Source organism: Chryseobacterium sp. OV279 (genome assembly GCF_900128945.1).
Taxonomy (GTDB): domain Bacteria; phylum Bacteroidota; class Bacteroidia; order Flavobacteriales; family Weeksellaceae; genus Chryseobacterium.
Map to the genome: position 1 here is coordinate 1,656,927 of NZ_FQUD01000001.1, position 18,383 is coordinate 1,675,309.

Annotated in this window: 20 protein-coding genes; 9 read left to right on the forward strand and 11 right to left on the reverse strand. The window is 38.0% G+C overall.

Translation table 11 applies throughout. The features are described from left to right. The first annotated feature begins 13 nt into the window (after positions 1 to 13). Positions 14 to 1,108: an MBL fold metallo-hydrolase gene (locus BUA72_RS07340; protein ID WP_072922520.1), complete on the forward strand. Its 1,095-nt coding sequence runs from the start codon at positions 14 to 16 to the stop codon at positions 1,106 to 1,108. 1 nt (position 1,109) lies between these two features. Here BUA72_RS07340 and BUA72_RS07345 read toward each other — a convergent pair whose 3' ends face one another. After that, positions 1,110 to 1,397 (reverse strand): GNAT family N-acetyltransferase, encoded by a 288-nt coding sequence (locus BUA72_RS07345; protein ID WP_034725627.1) that lies wholly within the window; start codon positions 1,395 to 1,397, stop codon positions 1,110 to 1,112. 405 nt (positions 1,398 to 1,802) lie between these two features. Between BUA72_RS07345 and BUA72_RS07350 the strand changes: the two genes are divergently transcribed. The 4 genes from BUA72_RS07350 (at position 1,803) to BUA72_RS07365 (ending at position 5,399) form a co-directional block, all read left to right on the forward strand. Beyond that, positions 1,803 to 2,222 (forward strand): hypothetical protein, encoded by a 420-nt coding sequence (locus BUA72_RS07350; protein WP_072922521.1) that lies wholly within the window; start codon positions 1,803 to 1,805, stop codon positions 2,220 to 2,222. Positions 2,223 to 2,343: 121 nt separating this feature from the next. Beyond that, a complete protein-coding gene (locus BUA72_RS07355; protein WP_034725037.1) occupies positions 2,344 to 3,249 on the forward strand; it encodes a helix-turn-helix domain-containing protein in 906 nt (301 codons plus the stop codon). 88 nt (positions 3,250 to 3,337) lie between these two features. Beyond that, entirely contained in the window at positions 3,338 to 4,339 is a 1,002-nt protein-coding gene (locus BUA72_RS07360; protein ID WP_072922368.1) for an aldo/keto reductase, read from the forward strand. A 67-nt stretch (positions 4,340 to 4,406) separates the two neighbouring features. Beyond that, complete coding sequence (locus BUA72_RS07365; RefSeq protein ID WP_072922369.1) at positions 4,407 to 5,399, forward strand: MBL fold metallo-hydrolase; 993 nt, start codon at positions 4,407 to 4,409, stop codon at positions 5,397 to 5,399. A 314-nt stretch (positions 5,400 to 5,713) separates the two neighbouring features. On the opposite strand, the gene BUA72_RS07370 is transcribed toward BUA72_RS07365, so the two are convergent. The 7 genes from BUA72_RS07370 to BUA72_RS07400 all read right to left on the reverse strand — a co-directional run bounded on the left by BUA72_RS07370 (position 5,714) and on the right by BUA72_RS07400 (position 12,121). Next, positions 5,714 to 6,106 carry a DoxX family protein gene (locus BUA72_RS07370; RefSeq protein ID WP_072922370.1) on the reverse strand — a complete coding sequence of 131 codons (393 nt, stop codon included), beginning with the start codon at positions 6,104 to 6,106 and terminating at the stop codon, positions 5,714 to 5,716. A gap of 394 nt (positions 6,107 to 6,500) precedes the next feature. Further along, positions 6,501 to 7,277, reverse strand: a complete 777-nt coding sequence (locus BUA72_RS07375; protein WP_072922371.1) for a DUF1223 domain-containing protein — start codon at positions 7,275 to 7,277, stop codon at positions 6,501 to 6,503. A gap of 118 nt (positions 7,278 to 7,395) precedes the next feature. Then, complete coding sequence (locus BUA72_RS07380; protein WP_047451598.1) at positions 7,396 to 8,157, reverse strand: LytR/AlgR family response regulator transcription factor; 762 nt, start codon at positions 8,155 to 8,157, stop codon at positions 7,396 to 7,398. Next, positions 8,138 to 9,154: a sensor histidine kinase gene (locus tag BUA72_RS07385; RefSeq protein ID WP_072922372.1), complete on the reverse strand. Its 1,017-nt coding sequence runs from the start codon at positions 9,152 to 9,154 to the stop codon at positions 8,138 to 8,140. The genes BUA72_RS07380 and BUA72_RS07385 overlap by 20 nt, the downstream gene beginning before the upstream one ends. A gap of 627 nt (positions 9,155 to 9,781) precedes the next feature. After that, entirely contained in the window at positions 9,782 to 10,222 is a 441-nt protein-coding gene (locus tag BUA72_RS07390; RefSeq protein ID WP_072922373.1) for a hypothetical protein, read from the reverse strand. Next, positions 10,222 to 11,202 (reverse strand): heme-binding domain-containing protein, encoded by a 981-nt coding sequence (locus BUA72_RS07395; RefSeq protein WP_072922374.1) that lies wholly within the window; start codon positions 11,200 to 11,202, stop codon positions 10,222 to 10,224. Before BUA72_RS07395 ends, BUA72_RS07390 begins: the two co-directional genes overlap by 1 nt. 172 nt (positions 11,203 to 11,374) lie before the next feature. Further along, positions 11,375 to 12,121 (reverse strand): SDR family oxidoreductase, encoded by a 747-nt coding sequence (locus tag BUA72_RS07400; RefSeq protein ID WP_072922375.1) that lies wholly within the window; start codon positions 12,119 to 12,121, stop codon positions 11,375 to 11,377. A 101-nt stretch (positions 12,122 to 12,222) separates the two neighbouring features. On the opposite strand from BUA72_RS07400, the gene BUA72_RS07405 reads away from it, so the two are divergent. Continuing rightward, positions 12,223 to 12,555 (forward strand): winged helix-turn-helix transcriptional regulator, encoded by a 333-nt coding sequence (locus BUA72_RS07405; protein ID WP_047451583.1) that lies wholly within the window; start codon positions 12,223 to 12,225, stop codon positions 12,553 to 12,555. 253 nt (positions 12,556 to 12,808) lie between these two features. On the opposite strand, the gene BUA72_RS07410 is transcribed toward BUA72_RS07405, so the two are convergent. The 3 genes from BUA72_RS07410 to BUA72_RS07420 all read right to left on the reverse strand — a co-directional run bounded on the left by BUA72_RS07410 (position 12,809) and on the right by BUA72_RS07420 (position 16,710). Further along, entirely contained in the window at positions 12,809 to 15,028 is a 2,220-nt protein-coding gene (locus BUA72_RS07410) for an NADP-dependent isocitrate dehydrogenase (RefSeq protein ID WP_072922376.1), read from the reverse strand. 107 nt (positions 15,029 to 15,135) lie between these two features. Continuing rightward, entirely contained in the window at positions 15,136 to 16,245 is a 1,110-nt protein-coding gene (locus BUA72_RS07415) for a cadherin repeat domain-containing protein (protein WP_072922377.1), read from the reverse strand. Positions 16,246 to 16,257: 12 nt separating this feature from the next. Beyond that, entirely contained in the window at positions 16,258 to 16,710 is a 453-nt protein-coding gene (locus tag BUA72_RS07420) for a T9SS type A sorting domain-containing protein (protein ID WP_072922378.1), read from the reverse strand. Between the two features lie 163 nt (positions 16,711 to 16,873). Between BUA72_RS07420 and tpx the strand changes: the two genes are divergently transcribed. The 3 genes from tpx (at position 16,874) to BUA72_RS07435 (ending at position 18,299) form a co-directional block, all read left to right on the forward strand. Beyond that, entirely contained in the window at positions 16,874 to 17,371 is a 498-nt protein-coding gene (tpx, locus tag BUA72_RS07425; RefSeq protein WP_072922379.1) for a thiol peroxidase, read from the forward strand. Between the two features lie 91 nt (positions 17,372 to 17,462). Then, the gene (locus tag BUA72_RS07430; protein ID WP_072922380.1) at positions 17,463 to 17,810 is read left to right on the forward strand and encodes a VOC family protein; all 348 of its coding nucleotides are present in this window, start codon (positions 17,463 to 17,465) and stop codon (positions 17,808 to 17,810) included. An 84-nt stretch (positions 17,811 to 17,894) separates the two neighbouring features. Beyond that, positions 17,895 to 18,299 (forward strand): glyoxalase superfamily protein, encoded by a 405-nt coding sequence (locus tag BUA72_RS07435; RefSeq protein ID WP_072922381.1) that lies wholly within the window; start codon positions 17,895 to 17,897, stop codon positions 18,297 to 18,299. Positions 18,300 to 18,383 lie beyond the last annotated feature (84 nt).

Sequence of the window (18,383 nt, forward strand, 5' to 3'; positions counted from 1 at the left end):
TATTTTGATGCAGATGCTATACTTGATTTTAATCGCCGTTCTTTTAGTGATCATTTATTTTTTAGTGATGAACCTGCCCGCTTTCGGAGCAGCACCCAAAGGCAAAAGACTGGAGCGGATAAAACAGTCAAAACTCTATAAAAATAAACAGTTCCGGAACATCAGTCATACACCTTCCATTACCGAAGGTTACAGTACGATGAAAGTTACATACGATTTTGTTTTAGGGAAAAAACATCCGCTATTGAAGCCTTTGAAAAATATTCCTGCTATTCATACAGATTTAAAAAGTATCGGAAAAGATCAGGATGTCTTTATCTGGCTGGGACATTCATCTTATTATCTGCAAACGGATGGTGTTTCTTTTTTGGTAGATCCAGTGCTGAGCCTTTACGGTTCACCCTTCAAATATTTTAACAAGGCATTTAAAGGTTCGGATCTTTTTAAACCGGAAGATATTCCTGATCTGGATTATCTGGTCATTACGCATGATCATTTCGACCATTTGGATTATCCCACAGTGAAATCGATTAAAAATAGAACCAGTAAGGCTATTGTACCACTCGGAGCGGGTGCTCACCTCGAAAGATGGGGCTATGCTGAAGAAAACCTGATCGAAGAGGAATGGGGCGCACAAGTGCTTTTAAAAAATAATCTGAAAATTACTTTTACACCGGCAAGACATTTCTCCGGACGGAAAATAAAACAGAACAATACCCTGTGGACTTCCTATGTTCTGGAAACTCCAACAAAAAAAATATTTCTGGGTGGTGACAGCGGATACGATTCCCACTTTAAAACGATAGGTGAACAATTCGGGCCTTTTGATTATGCTATTCTTGAAAACGGGCAGTATGATGAAGCATGGCGCTACATCCACGCGCTGCCTGAAGATGTGATCCAGGCAGCCGTTGATCTTAAAGCTCAGCATAGTATTCCTGTTCACTCTTCAAAATTTGCGCTGGCTCTTCACCCGTGGAATGAGCCGCTGCAGAAAGTAACAGGCCTAGGAACAGAGAAAGGGCTCAGTATCCTTACCCCAATGATCGGGGAAGTAGTGGATATGAAGCGTACCCACCATCAGTTCAGCAACTGGTGGGAAGACTGATTCAGGCATGCCAGATATCTTTGTACCGGGCTGGATGATTTTCAAACTGCTGGCGGACAAAATCACATTCCGGATCTACCAGAAGGTCTTTTTCTTCAGAGTAACGGACCAATTCATCCAGAAGCATTTTGGCATATCCGTGGCCTTCACGTTCTTCAATAATTTTTGTGTAATAAACGATCAGCAGCCTTCCGTCAATTTTTATCGACATATATCCTGCCTTTTCTCCATCCAGTAACAGTTGCAGTTCATCCTGATAAGGAGATATTTCAAACTTTATATTTTCCATAATCATTAAAATTTGATTGTGTTAAAAAATGATTGGCTTCATTGAATTGATAAAGCAATCTAACAGTCCCGCGACATTACAAACCTTACGGATGTATACTTCTCACTCTTAAAATTACAAATTAAAATAATACAAAACATGAGTTTTTGGGAAACTTAACGAAATTTTAGCAGAATGCACAAGTAAGAGAGTTCGAGAGTTCGAGAGTTTTTGAGTATGATGATGTATGGAATTTTTATCTGTTTATGAATCGTTTATCGCTTATTATTGAGTGTTTTAAATGTGTGTTTTAGATAAAAAACAAGGTCGTTTTTGTAATTTTTAACAAAGATTGTGAAGATGTATTGCAAACTTGGCATTTTAATTGACTATGCTAAAACAGTTAATCAAAAAAAGGTACTAAAGATGAAAAAAATAATGATAGCATTAATGCTTGTTGGCACATTTGGCCTCAGCTATGCACAGTCAGATTATTATAATGATTATAGAAGAAGTATTTCGGATGTGAACTGGCAATCCGTAGCAGCTGAGCTTTTGCTTTCTGTGGCACAGACCAATCAATTGAATGCTTTAAATGACAGATACCGCGATTATGACTCCTGGAACAGGGCTTATGTAAGCCAGCCGGACCGATGGAGAGAAGACCGGTATTATGAAATTGAAAGAATACTCGGAAGGGAAAAATACACCAAATTCAAAAAGAATTACTACAAAGGCCAAAATCCTATAGCCGTTTATAACCGAAACAAAAATAATTACAAAAAAAGTAAGGTCAAAAAGAACAAAGCATACAAAATGGAAAAGAAACACGAACATCATCACTAGACGAGGTATCAACTATATATTCAATTTTTAGGTGGCCGGCATTTTTTGCCGGCCACCTTTTATTTTATCAATCATTAGGATCAGGAATGTTTTATTTGTTTGAATTTTATAACTTAGTGCTATGGAATCTAAAGAAACGATACAGGGATTTTATTTGCGGAATGCATCTGTGGAAAGGCTGGAAGCTGTCAGGACTCCCGGGATAGGGCATTTTAACGTATTCACACGGGAAAGCTGTTCACTGTTAACTCCTTACAGTAGGAGAGATTATTATAAAATATCACTTATTATCGGAAAAGGAAAGCTTCATTATGCAGATAAATGGATTTATGTAGACCGTCCGGCACTTTTGTTTTCAAATCCTGTAGTTCCCTACTCATGGGAAGCGGATGACGAGGACCAGACTGGATGGTTTTGTCTCTTTACCGACCAGTTTCTCCAGAACGGAATGCGTTTGGGAAATCTTCAGGATTCTCAGCTGTTTAAAATTGGCGGAACGCCTATGTTCTTTGTTGATGAAGAGCAGCAGAAGACCATCTCCGACCTTTTTATCAAGATGATGACGGAGATAGAATCCGAATATATGCACAAATATGATATGCTCCGTGCGTGCCTCCATTTGATGATTCATGAAACCATGAAAATGCATCCTGCTGAGAACTTTGAGCCCTACCAGAATGCATCCCAGCGTGTTGCTTCCTTATTTATGGAGCTGCTGGAACGACAGTTTCCCATCGACAGTCCGGAAGCTTTTCTGAAACTGAAGACTCCTAATGATTATGCGCAGAGTCTTTCCATTCACGTGAATTCGTTAAACCGCTCTGTGAAAGAGATGACCGGTAAAACCACCAGTCAGCAGATCGCTTCAAGAATTGTTCAGGAAGCGACTGCACTGCTGAAACACACAGATTGGAATATCTCCGAGATAGCCTACGGATTGGGATTTGAAGAGCCAGCTTATTTTACCAATTTCTTTAAAAAACAGACGGGAATGGCTCCCAATGCTATCAGAACCGAGGTTGTTTGAATTTTATAATTCTTGGTTTGAATTCTATAGAGTACCGGGCTTATTCTTGTTCTAATTTTGTCTTATCAATTTAAAATCACAACCCATTATGAAATTCAGAAAATTAGGAAACACAGGAGAGCAGTTATCTGCAGTAGGTTTAGGATGTATGGGAATGAGCTTTGCTTATGGCCCTGCGGATGAGCAGGAAAGCATCAATACATTACACAAAGCTTTAGACTTAGGCGTAAATTTCTGGGATACGGCAGATATGTATGCGGCAGGAGAAAATGAAAAACTGATCTCAAAAGTTTTGGTTCCCAACCGTGACAAAATCTTTATCGCGACCAAATTCGGATTTAGATTTAAAGACGGAAAACCAAGCCACAGCGGAGCACCGGGAACTTATTTTGACGGGTCACCGGAATGGATCAGACAGGCGGTTGATTTAAGTCTTCAGAGACTGAAAATCGATACCATTGACCTGTATTATGCCCACAGAGTAGACCCGAATATTCCGGTAGAAGAAACCGTTGGAGCCATGGCTGAGCTGGTTAAAGAAGGCAAAGTAAAATACCTTGGATTATCAGAAGCTTCCGCAGAGTCTATCAGAAAGGCGAATAAAATCCATCCAATTACAGCTTTACAGTCAGAATATTCTATCCTGACGAAAGATGTAGAAAATGATATCCTGCCGACGATCAGAGAGCTTGGAATTACACTGGTGCCTTATTCTCCATTGGCGAGAGGTCTTTTCGCGAATATCAATGAAGTACAGAATTTCGGTGACGAAGATTTCAGAAAAACCCTGCCGCGTTATCAGGAAGAATACCTTGAGAACAACAGGAATCTGGCCAGAGAAATCAATGAATTTGCCGAATCTAAAGGAGTAAAAGGAACCCAACTGGCGTTAGCATGGGTACTGAACCAAGGAGAAGATATCATTCCGATTCCGGGAACTAAACGCATTAAATACCTAGAAGAGAATATCGCTGCGGTGAATATTGACCTTTCAAAATCTGATCTGGAAACGATTGATTCGCTTCTTAAAAAATATCCTAACGTCGGTGAAAGATATACCGAAGGTTCTATGAAATTAGTCAATAACTAAAATATAATATTTCCGGATTGCTTACAGTCATCAGCAATCCGGAATATTAATAATTACCTATTCAATCATGAACAGAAGAGAACTTTTAAAAAACGGACTCCTGGCAGGAGCATTAAGCTTTGTTCCTTTTTCTGATGTTTTTGCCGGAACGCAGACGGTTTTGCCTCGTTCAGAAGAAGATCTTTCAGCATCTAAAAAAATTAAATTGGGAGAGCTGGAACTGTTTATTTTGACCGACGGATATATTCACGAGAAAAACGTTGATACCTTTTCACCACGAGCAGATGTTCCTCAACTAAAAAAGCTCCTCAGAGATCATTTCCGTCCCGATGATTATATCGATATGGCGATGAATCTGATGCTTGTTAAAACGAAGAACAGACTGATTTTGCTGGATGCAGGAATGGGAATTTTTGCCGATGAAAGAACCGGTTTCCTTTTGAAAAGTCTTCAGAAAGCAGGATTTTCACCGAAAGATATTACCGATGTTTTTATTTCCCACGCTCATCCGGATCACATCGGTGGAGTAGTGGACAAACAGAATAATCTGGTTTTCCCGAATGCGGATCTGTATATTTCAAAGATAGAGCACGATTTTTGGCTACAGGCTTCCCTTAAAGATTTTAAAAACAGCTTTTTAAAAACCCAGCCGGAATTTCTCAACCAGGTGATTCCGCCTATTCAGAATATCCTGAAAACGATTCGTCCAAAACTGAAGTTTTATGATTTTAAAAAGCCTTTATATGATCATTTCAGCTTTCAGCTGGCACCGGGACACACGCCGGGACTTACCATCATGACGATTTCTTCCGGAAATGAAAAACTCATCTATATGGCAGATCTTATTCACTCTGATGTTATTCTTTTTCCACACCCTGATTGGGGATTTTCAGGAGACACAGATCTGGATATCGCTACAGACTCCCGTAAGAAACTTCTTCAGCAGCTGGCGGAAACAAAGACCAAAGCATTTGCCTATCATCTTCCTTGGCCGGGACTTGGCTTTACCAGGAAAAAAGATACAGCCTATGAATGGATTCCGGAGAGTTTTATGAGCTAATGAAAGTGGAATTGAGACATTAATGATTCATTTCAATTTCTACAACATCAATTTAAAAATAAATCCTCTCTTCCGGGAGGATTTATTGATTAAAAATTCCCCAACCAAAGCAACGTAAAGTAGAAAATGAATAAGGCATACAATCACCTGATTGGGGGAACACAAATATTTTTTTCTATGATCTCTAAAATGATCAGACGTATGGTTGAATGATGTACAAATTTTAGCATTTTTTGATTTATTAAAAAACAGAAGATGTATGAGATTCTGAATTTCTAACGTATCAATTGATCAGTTTAAAAACAAGATTTCCGCTAAGCTTCTCCAAATATCAATTCAGGAGTATGTAGTTTTCTGAACATTACATATGTCACGGAAAGAACTGTAAATGTGATAATAGCGTCAAAAGTTGTTGCAAAACCAAGCACGGCAATTTTTGAAAAGAACGCAAAAATAATGTCGAAAAACATACCTGCAAATACCCATTCTTTCAGTCTAAATAAACGATTGGGGAGAAGGAGTACCAAAACTCCTGATAATTTAAAGACACCAAGAATATAGATGAAGTGAGAAGGATAGCCAAGCTGTTGGGTAATGTTCCATACTACAGGATTTTTGGTGAGTTCAAAGAAACCACTGGCACCGAACCATAATGACATAAAGATAATACCTGACCAATAGATGGTTTTTGTTGTTTTTGTTTTCATTGTTTTATTATTTTAAGTTTTTTTGAGTTTTCTAATACCTTGAAATATTTTTATTTTGATATAGCCTTGTGTCTTAGCGTTTCTCAACACGTATTTTATACTTGTTGAATAGTGATTTTGGTTTATCGCAAAGGCGCAATTTTTTTTCAAACTATATGTTGTAAGGCGCAAAGATTTTATCTTTGATAAAATTGATTGTGTTATAATGATTGATGTTCTGGAATTATTCCTTGCTGAAAATTTTTAATTTTCTAGCGCCTTAAAATCTTCACATTTAGATAGAACTTAGCGCCTTTGAGATTCTCCAACAATTGTTTATTCTCGTTGGATGATGATTTCGAATGATCAAAAGGCAAAGGTTTTATGTGATTTGTACATTAATTTCTAACCTATTTTACTGGATAATAGCCCTGGATACTCCGGAAATTGTTCCGGTCTTCGGGTTCTGAATAAATCCAATGACTTCCCAGTTGTCGGAAGAAAAGTTATCCGGAAGCTTGAAATTTACTGTGCCTTCATGATAATCTTTTAATGAAACCTTTTCCTGTTCATGAACGATCTGCCAGTGCTGCAAACGATGTCCTTCATTTTCACCGCCATTTACCTGCGTCGATGATTTCTTTTCAACCAGATTGATCAGTAATTTATCCTGAGAATCAGTTTGAGTTGTTTTAAAACTAATGGTGATTGCTTTTTGTGAAACAGCTGCAGAGAGGTTTATAGAAACATTTTTAGAACTCATTATAACCTTTTGAATGGCATTTTCTACAGCATTACTGTCAGAACCTACAAACTCAGTGTTTCCATTCACAACCAATTGTGGGGTATAAGTTTGTGATTTGAGGAGTCGGCTGTATGCTTGTTGCCGTTGGGAATTTTCAGCACTGCTGAACCTGTCTTTCCATCCGAGACGGTTCCAGTAGTCTACATGATAAGAAAGAATGTAAACAGGCTGGTCCTTGTATTCTTTCTGGATCTGTCCCATCAGATCATCTGCGGGAGGACAGCTTGAACAGCCTTCTGAAGTGAACAGTTCCAAAACTGCAAAACCTTTATTCTCCGTGGAAATGTCATGGTGGGCTGTCTTAATTTCGTCTTTCTGTATAAATGCAGAAGCGGCAAATAGGAAGGTGGTGAAAGCACCTACTGTCAATAGATTTTTTAGAATCATTTCTTTTAATTTTGATTCAAAAGTAGAGACTCAGCAGGCGCGAAAGAATATAAAAAAGGGTTAGCCGGACAAATTGAAAGGCGAACCCGGAAAATATTCAGGTTTAAAATTTAATAGGTTAACGGTCTTCCAGCCAGGTGAAGAAACTGTGCGTTTTTTCTTTGTTGATCAGGAGTTTTTCAGGAGTTTCAATGACCAGCTTAACCAGAATTTTACGCTGGAAATAATGCTCCATTTCCTTGATTGCCTTGAAATTGACCAAATACTGTCGGTTGATTCTGAAAAATTGTTTCCCGGAAACTTGTTCGGCAACCTGTCCAAGCGGTTGAGAAAGCTGGAACTGTTCCTTATCAAAGGTCACAAGATGGGTGATTTCATTATGGATATAGAAATAAGCAACACTTTCTGTGGGAATGGTCGTGTATTTTTGATTTTTAAAAACGAGAAAGGTACTTTTTCCTGTGGGCTGGCTGATCTTCTGCAGAAGCAATTCAATATCGGGAAGGTCATTCTTTTGGAAAAACTTTCTGAGTTCGTCAACTTTTTTCAGAGCTTCTGAAATATCATCACGGGAAAAAGGTTTCAGAACATAGTCTACACCCTTGCTTTTGAATGCATCCAGCATATATTGGTCAAAAGCGGTACAGAAAATGATAGGGCAGGTGATATCTACTGCTTTAAAGATCTCGAATGAAAGTCCGTCTGAGAGCTGGATATCCATAAAAATAAGATCCGGCATGATGTCTTGTGATAAAGCTTCAACACTGGCTTCAACACTGTCATAAACTCCCAGAATCTTGGATTCCGGTTTTAGGTCTAAAATAAGGTTTTGAAGAGATTTTGCAGCTCTGAATTCGTCTTCAATGATGATGATATTCATGGATCAAAGGTAGTTTTATTTGAAAAGTTTTTTCGTCTGAATAAATTTCTATTTCCTGCTCCAGCAGATGCCTGAAACGCATTTTTATATTATCAAGGCCAACGCCGAGAGATTCTTCTGTAGCTATTTTCCGTTGAATTGGGTTTTCAATAATGATTCTGTCCTCCGAACTGTAAATCCTGATGTGCAGCGGTTTGCTTTGAGATACAATATTGTGTTTGATGCAGTTTTCTACCAAAAGCTGCATGGTAAAAGGAGGAATGAGTGTTTTAAGATCTTCATTCTTAAGTTCGTTGGTAAATGTAATTCCTTCACCGAAACGCGCTTTTTGGAGAAAAAGATAAGCTTCAATAATGTTCATTTCTTCCTGAACTGAGATAAGATCCAGTTTTCGGCTTTCCAAAGTAAATCTGTAAAAATCAGAAAGTTTGATAACAAAGTCCACCGTTTCCGAATCGTTGGTTTCTGCCATTGATTTTAATGTATTCAGGCTGTTGAAGAGGAAATGGGGATTGACCTGTTGTTTTAATAATTCATATTGAGCACCCAGATTATCGCTTTTTACTTTTTCCAGTTCCAGCTGTATTTGTTGCCCCGAATAATTATTCTGAAGCAACGTTAAGAACATATAACAGACCAAATTAATCAGGATTCCCCTGACTTCCACCATCAGCATCACCGGACCGAAATTAATATGAGATAAAATAAGCTGCTGGATCCACGCCAGACCAAACATGATCACCATTCCGAATGCTAAGACCGTTAATAATCTTGAATACGAAATATCCTGTCTCCGTCTTCCTGCGCTGCGGTTGAGAAGGTAAATATTAAGATACCACATGATGACAGAAAACGCATCAGTTATAGCCGAATTCACAGCCGCTTCTTTCCAGTTGAATTCATGGGAAGCTAACTGAGGAACGGAAGATAAAATACCCAGAAAGAGAGAACTTATCCAGATGACGGCCGGTGAAATTTTTACTTTTTGCTGTTGCATGAGAACAGGGATTTTGAGAAGTGAAATTAGGTTTTTTTATTTGTAAAAAGAAGAGTGGGATGAATACTTATGGTCAATGGTGAATAGTCAATTCGCTTTGCTTGTGAATTTTTGCTGTGAGGATTGACAATTGGCTTTGCGTTAGCAAAATTGACCGTTCATGGACTTTCAATGTCAATAGTCAATGGTCAATTCGCTTCGCTTGTGATTTTTGTTGTGAAAATTGACAATTGACTTGCTATAGTAAAATTGACCGTTCATGGACTTTCAATGTCAATAGTCAATGGTGAATAGTCAATTCGCTTCGCTTGTGAATTTTTTACTGTGAAGATTGATAATTGACTTGCTTTAGCAAAATTGACTATTCATGAATTTTCAAGGTCAATGGTGAATAGTCAATTCGCTTCGCTTGTCAATTTTTATTGTGAAAATTGACAATTGACTTACTTTAGCAAAATTGACCATTCACAAACCTTTATTGTCAATAGTCAATGGTGAATTCGCTTCGCTTGTGAATTTTTGCTGTGAAAATTGACGATTGACTTTGCGTCAGCAAAAATTGACTTTTCACAAATTACCCATTCACAAAAAAACATTTGAAGCTCAATACTCAGCTTCAAATGTTTTTTAAGGTCTCACAACGGGCCTGTAACTCATAATGTATTGTATTCGCTCTTCTTTGTTGGGTTGAACATTTTCAGTTCCGGAAGTATTTTGCATTTTGTAGGAAACGTTTCCGTTATGATCTGCCTGAACGGTTTCAATACTCAACAATTCACCGGTAATGGTTCCTCCGATGTATTGCGGATTGTCATGATATTTCCAGGTGACTAATTTGATCACAGAACCTTTTTTTAGTTGATTATTTTCACCTGATAAAGAGACTAGAGCTTCCGGGTTTCCATACAGTGCGGATGAGGTTTCTTTTTTCGTATTTAATGAAGTGGAAATGAACTTTAGATCTCCCGGATCGAAAACAATTCGTTTTAAATCTTTATCCGGTTCATCAATTTTACAGGCAGTAAACAAAGCACAGATAGACAGTGTGATAAATAGTATTTGTTTCATTATTTCTCAAGGTTTTTAATTAATCTTTCGGTATTGATTTTCATCGGAACATCAAATAAATAGCCTGTTTTTTCGGATAACTGGCGGTGACAGGCGATACAGGACTCTTTAGCGAATGAAGCTGTTTTTCCTGTTGGATGAAGGTCATTCCCTGAAAACTTTGCAAATCCCCAGCCTTCCGTATCTGTGTATTTCTTAGCGTTTTTGACCATAAACTGGGCATTGACAAATTCTCCGGCTCTCACTTCTCCGTCTGCAAAATTCTCCTGCTTCCAAACGGATTTTACAACAATGCTTCCGTCTGGCCACGGATGGAAATTTTCTGTTTCAATGGCTTTTACCGCAATATCATTTCCATAAATAACCCTGATGGAATGATCGAAAAGCGTACTCATGCTGATGACCTTCCAGTTTTTAAACGCATCTGTATATTGTACTCCATTGGGAGAAACCGGGAATTTCGCCGGAGTTGAGTTATGATACGTTTCAATACTCTGGTGCGGATCTTTTTCCTGTTTTGCGGAAGTGATACCCGATAATGAAAGGGTATACTTTCTAATAGTTTCAATCTCTTTTTTCGTGATTTTAGCTGACGGATGAAGCAATGTATACTCATGAAGCGGCATTTTTCCGCTTTGCATCATGTTTAAAATGGCATACATTTTTCCCTTATGTTCACCTTCAGAGTAATTCCATTCCGAAAAATTTAAAACTTCTTTAGCTCTCTTTATATCCTTATTTACAGCCCACGATATGGGAGCAATCTGATCATACCAGCTCAATTTCTGTTCATTGGAGTGACAATTAAAACAAGAATTTTCCAAAATAGCAAGAACCTCACGGGGAGCCTCGATTTTTTTAGCAACGGGTTTTCCCTCCAGCGGCTTGTTGAAAAGCTGTAAAACGGCAAATACGGCCATAACTGCCAAAAATATAATGGCTATGGGTTTTACTGTTCTTTTTTTCTTTACTGAGTCCATATTATATTATTTTTTATGGCTCAAAAGTAGAGGCTTCAGTAAGGTTCTGAAATTTGAAATGAGGTGAACCGGACAAATTGAAAGATGAGAACGGAATTTTTTGGCGTTAAAAATAAAGGAAGCCGGAAGTTGTTTGAGTCTTCATCGTTTCCGGTTTTTCTTCATTCTTTAACTACAAGACCATTCCTCCGTCCATAATAATCTCAGTACCTGTGATAAAGCTTGAAACAACAGGGTCGGAAAGATAGACTACAAGTTTGGCCACGTCTTCAGCAGTACCCATTTTCTTTAGCGGAATTTCGCTGATCAGATAATCATTGAGACCTTTTAAAGTATCTTCATCAAGGCCGGCTTTATTCATAATTTCAGTTTTTGTCGGGCCGGGGCTGATCATATTGACCCTGATTTTTCTTGGAGCCAATTCTGCAGCTGCAGTTTTAGCAATAGAATTTAAGGCGGCTTTGCTTGCCTGATAGACTGAACTGTTCGGCTTATAGGTTCCTGCGACAATTGATGATAAAACGACAACTGATGAACCCTCATTAAGAAGCGGGATAAATTTACTCAATGTAAAATAAGCACCCCGGAAATTAATGTTCATTACCTCGTCAAAGTTTTCAGTACTCATCTTTTCAATGGAAGTGAGACTTCCTGTAATACCGGCATTGATAAACAGAATATCAAGTTTTCCAAATTTCTTTTCAACTTCTTCTTTTAACAGATTAATATCGGTAAGATTCGACTGATCTGCCGTAAACGGAATTGCACCGAGCTCCTGAGCTGCTTTTTCAACAGCTTCTTTTCTTCTTCCTGTAATGATGACTTGAGCACCTTCTGCAATGAGTTCCTTTGCTGTTGCATATCCGATTCCGCTATTTCCACCGGTGATTAATGCTAATTTGTTGTTGAATTTTTTCATTTCTTAAAATTTTTGACAAAGTTATTTCAATTTGGTATACTTTTGTAATCAGTATCACAGAGTATACCAGTATCATGAATGATATCATTTAACTTTGCAAAATGGAAAGAGATCAGACCGAAGAATTACGCGCCCTGCAGGATACCCTCTATTTTATTGGAGGGAAGTGGCGAATTCCTGTAATCAATTCAATCTGTAATGGGAACAGACGTTTCCGTGAAATTGAAAGAAGCATTCCGGGAATCACTACAAGAATGCTTTCAAAAGAACTTAAAGACATGGAGCTTAACAAACTGTTGAAAAGGAATGTTTACCCTGAAACACCTGTTTTAATTGAATATGAACCTACAGAATACTGCCGGACTTTTGGAAATATCATTGCTGAAATGATCAATTGGGGAAGAGCGCACAGGAGGGTTATTGTAGAGGGGTAGGTGTGAGGTGGCAGATGATAGGCTGGATAGGGATTAGGGATTAGGGATTAGGGGGCGCCGCTATTACATATTGGTGTGAAGATTCAATAGGAACGGGCTTTAGCCCGTTCTGATCAATGAACAGAATCAATTGGCTTCAGCCAAAACATAAAACTCAAAGGTGTCATAATCTTTATTCTTATCCTCAATCTTAACCTTAAAAACAAAAAAAGCTCCTTAAAAAAGGAGCTTTCATTTATATCAAAACTGGAAATTAGATTCCGTCAATGATTTCATTTAAAACAGTGCTAGGTCTCATCGCTGCATACGTTTTGTATGTATCCGTTTTGTAGTAACCGTCAATGTTTTGCGGCTTACCCTGAGCACTTATTAATTCTGCGTTGATTACTTCTTCACTTTCCTTCATTGCTTCAGCAATTGGGGCAAAATGAGCAGCTAATTCAGCATCTGCAGTCTGGTTAGCCAAAGCTTCCGCCCAGTACATTGCTAAATAGAAGTGAGAACCTCTGTTGTCGATCTGACCTACTTTTCTTGCAGGAGATTTATCAGTAGCTAAGAATTTTGCGTTAGCTTCATCCAAAGTATCTGCTAAAACCTGAGATTTAGTATTTCCCTGCGTCTGCGCCAAATGCTCTAAAGAAGCCTGAAGTGCTAAAAACTCACCTAGAGAATCCCATCTTAAATATCCTTCTTCCAGGAACTGCTCAACGTGTTTTGGAGCAGAACCTCCGGCACCTGTTTCGAATAAACCTCCTCCGTTCATCAATGGAACGATAGAAAGCATTTTTGCAGAAGTACCCAGTTCAAGGATTGGGAAAAGGTCGGTTAAGTAATCTCTCAATACATTTCCTGAAACAGAGATGGTATCTTTTCCTTCTCTTGCTCTTTTAAGCGTTTCAGTCATTGCATCTTTTACATCAAGAATTCTGATGTCAAGACCTGTTGTATCGTGATCCTTAAGATATTTTTCTACTTTTTTGATGATTTCTCTGTCATGTGCTCTTCCTTTGTCTAACCAGAAAATAGCTGGTGTATCAGAAAGTCTTGATCTGTTTACGGCTAATTTCACCCAGTCCTGGATAGGAGCGTCTTTAGTCTGACACATTCTGAAGATATCACCTGCTTCTACTTTTTGAGAAAGAAGAACGTTTCCAGCTTCGTCCTGAACTTCAATAGTTCCTTCAGCAGATGCCTGGAATGTTTTGTCGTGAGAACCGTATTCTTCAGCTTTTTGAGCCATTAAACCTACGTTTGGAACAGAACCCATCGTAGTAGGATCCAGTTTTCCATGAGCTTTCATATCATCAATTACGGACTGATAGAAACCTGCATAAGAACGGTCCGGAATGATACAAACGGTATCTTCCTCGTTTCCGTCTTTGTTCCACATTTTACCGCCACCTCTTACCAATGCAGCCATAGATGCATCAACGATGATGTCAGAAGGAACGTGGAAGTTGGTAATTCCTTTGTCAGAATTTACCATAGCCACTCTTGGTCCGTTAGCTAAAGCAGCTTCAATATCAGCTTTAATATCAGCTTCCTGAGCGTTTCCTTTGATTTTTTCAAAAAGATCGGCAAGACCGTTATTTGGATTAACATCTAAAGACTTGAATGTCTCAGCATATTTTACGAATACCTCTTTAAAGAAAGTTTCTACGATAGCCCCGAAAATAATAGGGTCAGAGATTTTCATCATCGTAGCTTTAAGGTGAGCGGAAAGAAGGACGTTTTTGTTTTTAGCCTCATCGATAGCCTGCTGAACAAATGCTTTTAGTGAGTTTAAATTCATTACAGAAGAATCGATCACTTCTCCAGCCTGAAGACCAGCGAAATCTTTTAACAGCGTTTCAGCACCGTCATTTCCTTTGAATACAATTTTAAATTTGGCAGCGTTCTCTACAGTCGTTGAAGTTTCAGTTCCGTAGAAATCTCCACCTTCCATGTGAGCAACGTCTGTTTTGCTGTCAGAAGCCCAGTCACCCATTCTGTGAGGGTTGGCTTTTGCATAGTTTTTAACAGCTTTTGGAGCACGTCTGTCAGAATTTCCTTCTCTTAATACAGGGTTTACAGCACTTCCTAAAACTTTAGCATATTTAGCTTTGATTGCTTTTTCTTCGTCATTTTTAGGCTCAGCAGGATAATTTGGAACTGCAAAACCTTTAGACTGTAATTCAGCGATAGCTTCATCCAACTGTGGAGCAGAAGCTGAAATATTAGGTAACTTGATAATGTTGGCATCAGGTTGAGTAGCCAATTGACCTAATTCAGCCAATGCATCACCGATCCTCTGCTCTTCTTTCAAAAATTCAGGAAAGTTCGCTAGGATTCTTCCGGCTAAAGAAATATCCGGAACTGCGATTTCGATATTTGCTGATTTTGTAAAAGCTTTCACAATCGGTAAAAATGAGTGTGTAGCCAGCATCGGAGCCTCATCCGTTAATGTGTAATAGATTTTTGATTTGTCTGACATTATACTGTTATTTATTATTTGACTTTTTAAGAATCACAAATTTACTAAATATGATTGTTTTATGAAGGTATTTTGCATAAAAAAAGAGGCCGGAGCCTCTTTAAATTTTAGATTTGAACAATTGTGTAGGTTCCTGTCCCGTTAAAATTGAGACTGAATTCAAGTTTATAGTTTTTAGGAGTAGAGGTAAGATTTGGAAAAGTGATGGCGGAACCTTCAATATCGAAAGATCCGTCATTTAAATTATCTCCTAAATCCTCAGGAATAGGACCTTCTGTTGCGAGTTGTATATAGAAAGATCCACCGTTGCTGGTTGTAACTCCATTAATAGTTACCGTAAACTTCCCTGTAGAAGTACTGTAGGCTACGGAAGTCGTAGGCGGTGTACCACCTATCGCAGTGAATTTGATTTTTGGAGTAAAATTGGCAAAATTAACTCTTATTCCGGCCATATAATTATCCACTAATACCTGGTAATATCCATTGGAAGAAACATTGTAATTGCTTCCGTCAGCAACGACTGCTCCCGAAGAATCTGAACCATAAGTTTGTGCACCGTTACTTGGTGAAGCTAAGAATTTTATCTGAGTATTCGCCTGTAAGTATTTATAACCAATTTTTGGAAGACCATTTCCTCTCAATAATTCAGCTGTAGAGTTATTGAAAGAATTGTACGATCCGTACATATATAGATTTGATGGTACATTGTTAGATGAAGTAGAAGTGGTAGGTAAGCTTAATGTTCCTGCATCATTCACTCCCAAAATATAAGAAGTCCCATTTGGAGAAACAAGCGTAATGCCTTGTCCTGCACCTGTAACAACCGTTTTGCTCACCTGTGCATAAGGAACACTCATCAGCTGATTAACCCCCACATTGGTATAGTTTGAACCTCCCTGAGGATCCATTTCCACTTTCACGAATTTAGTATTTGTTCCCCAGTTGATTCCTGAAAAATTTCCTGTAGAAGGCGTTCCCTGACCGATATTAAGATTAACCAATCCTTTTGCATTGGTCGTTTTGGTATGCGTTTCAGTATATAAGACATTTCCGGTAGCCGTATTTTCCAGAATACTTACTTTTAAAGAGATATTTCCGTTGGCAATAGGTGTTCCCGAAGCATTGAAAGCAATCGTCTGGTAGCTGAAAGCTTGTGGAAACTGTGCACTTACAAGTGTTGCAAGAAATAATCCTATAGTAGCGTAAAGTTTTTTCATGTTGATGAGTTTTTAAGGTTTTTTGATAATTTTAATAGATTTAAGATCCGGATTTTTAAAAGAGATCATATACATCCCGGAATTAAGACTGCGCAGATCAAGTTTTCCACTGTCAAGTTTTGCTTTCAAAACAAGTCTTCCTGCAGTGTCATACACTTCAGCTTCCTCAATTTTTGAATGGGAAGTAAGCGTGATGTGAACAAAATCAGCAGTAGGATTGGGATAGATCTTAACGTTGTCTTTTTCAATTTCTTTAACGCCTAAAACCTGTAATACGGATTGGTAGAACATTCCCAGTGTTCCTGAATTTGCCTGGTCAGGATCTGCAGGAATGACATAAATTTCTCCTACAGAATGTATGAAACCGGTATCAGAGACTGCCCCGGAATTAATGTTCCCGATCACAGACTGGGCGAAACCAAAGACCGGCACTCCAAAGAGCAGGAAAGTAATTTTTTTTCGCATGGTTATTATTTTTTTGGATTGCGAATATAATTAAAAATTTGACTATAAAAATTACAGCAGGTAGATAAGTCTTTTTATTTTCACTTTAAGAATTATTTAACCTTTATTAGACCTCAGAAATTTTCTATTTTGAGTAAATTTGAAAAACTAAAAAAATAATTTTATGTCAAATATTACATTAAAAGGAAACGCAGTAAACACAATAGGAACTTTACCGTCAGTAGGAACTACTATTAAAGATTTTGCTTTGGTAGATTCAGGTTTAAATGTAAAAACACTTGAAAGCTTTGATGGCAAGAAAAAAGTGTTCAACATTTTCCCAAGTATTGACACGCCGACTTGTGCGTCTTCTGCAAGAAAATTTAATGAAGAAGCTTCAAGCCTGGATAATACAGTGGTGATCAACATTTCTAAAGATTTACCATTTGCATTGGGAAGATTCTGTGCTGCAGAGGGATTGAACAATGTAGAAACACTTTCAGATTTCAGAAGCAGCTTTGGTGATGATAATGAATTAACTATCGCGGATTCTCCATTGAAAGGACTTTTAAGCCGTGCTGTCATCGTAACGGATGCTGATAATAAAGTAGTGTACACAGAGCAGGTATCTGAAATTGCAGATGAGCCTAATTACGAGGCAGCTCTTTCTGCTTTAAAATAAGATCTGAAAATAAAATTTTTATAAAAGCCTTGTGGAAATTTTATTTCGCAGGGCTTTTTTTGGCATTAATAATTTCTAAACCGTTTTTACCATGATAAAAAGAATTGTCGCCAATATAAAAACTGATGATCTCTCGAAAGCAGATCGGTTTTATCATGAAATTCTGGGTCTTGATCTTCTGATGGATCATGGCTGGATCAAAACTTTCGGAAACGATGAAGAAGCTAGAGTTCAGGTGAGCTTTGCCACTCAGGGAGGAAATGATACGGAAGTTCCTTTACTTTCAATTGAGGTAGACAATGTAGATGAATTGTACGACAAGATACAGCAGGCAGGCTTTGAAATTACCTATGGAATCACCAATGAAGACTGGGGAGTACGAAGATTCTATGTAAAAGATCCATTTGGAAATTTGATTAATATTCTTTCCCATCACTAATAATTAATTTTGCAACAAGCAACAAGCAACAAGCAACAAGCAACAAGCAACAAGCAACAAGCAACAAGCAACAAGCAACAAGCTATGAAAGCAGAAAAGATCATTCCAGTTCTCAGAATTTTTGATTACAAAAAAACGATAGAATTTTACATAGACTGGCTCGGTTTTGAGATCGTCTGGGAACATCATTTTGAGGAAAACACGCCTGTCTATATGGAAGTGAAAAAAGGAAATATCATTCTTCATTTAAGCGAGCACCACGGAGACGGAACGCCTGAAAGCAGAGTCTTTATCTGGGGCGAAGGTGTTGCCGACTATCATAAAGAACTGATTGATAAAAAATACAAATACAACCGCCCCGGTCTTGAAAAAGCCTTTTATGGAGCGGTATCTTTTACTGTAGATGATCCATTCGGAAACAAAATTATATTTAATGAAGAATTTGATAAAGAGAAACACAAAGACCTTGAATTCTGTTCTATTCATTAATGGGATGCAATTAAAAAAGAACTTTGAAGCATTCAATTCAATAGGAACGGACTTTAGTCCGTTTTATAGAAAAAATCTGCATTG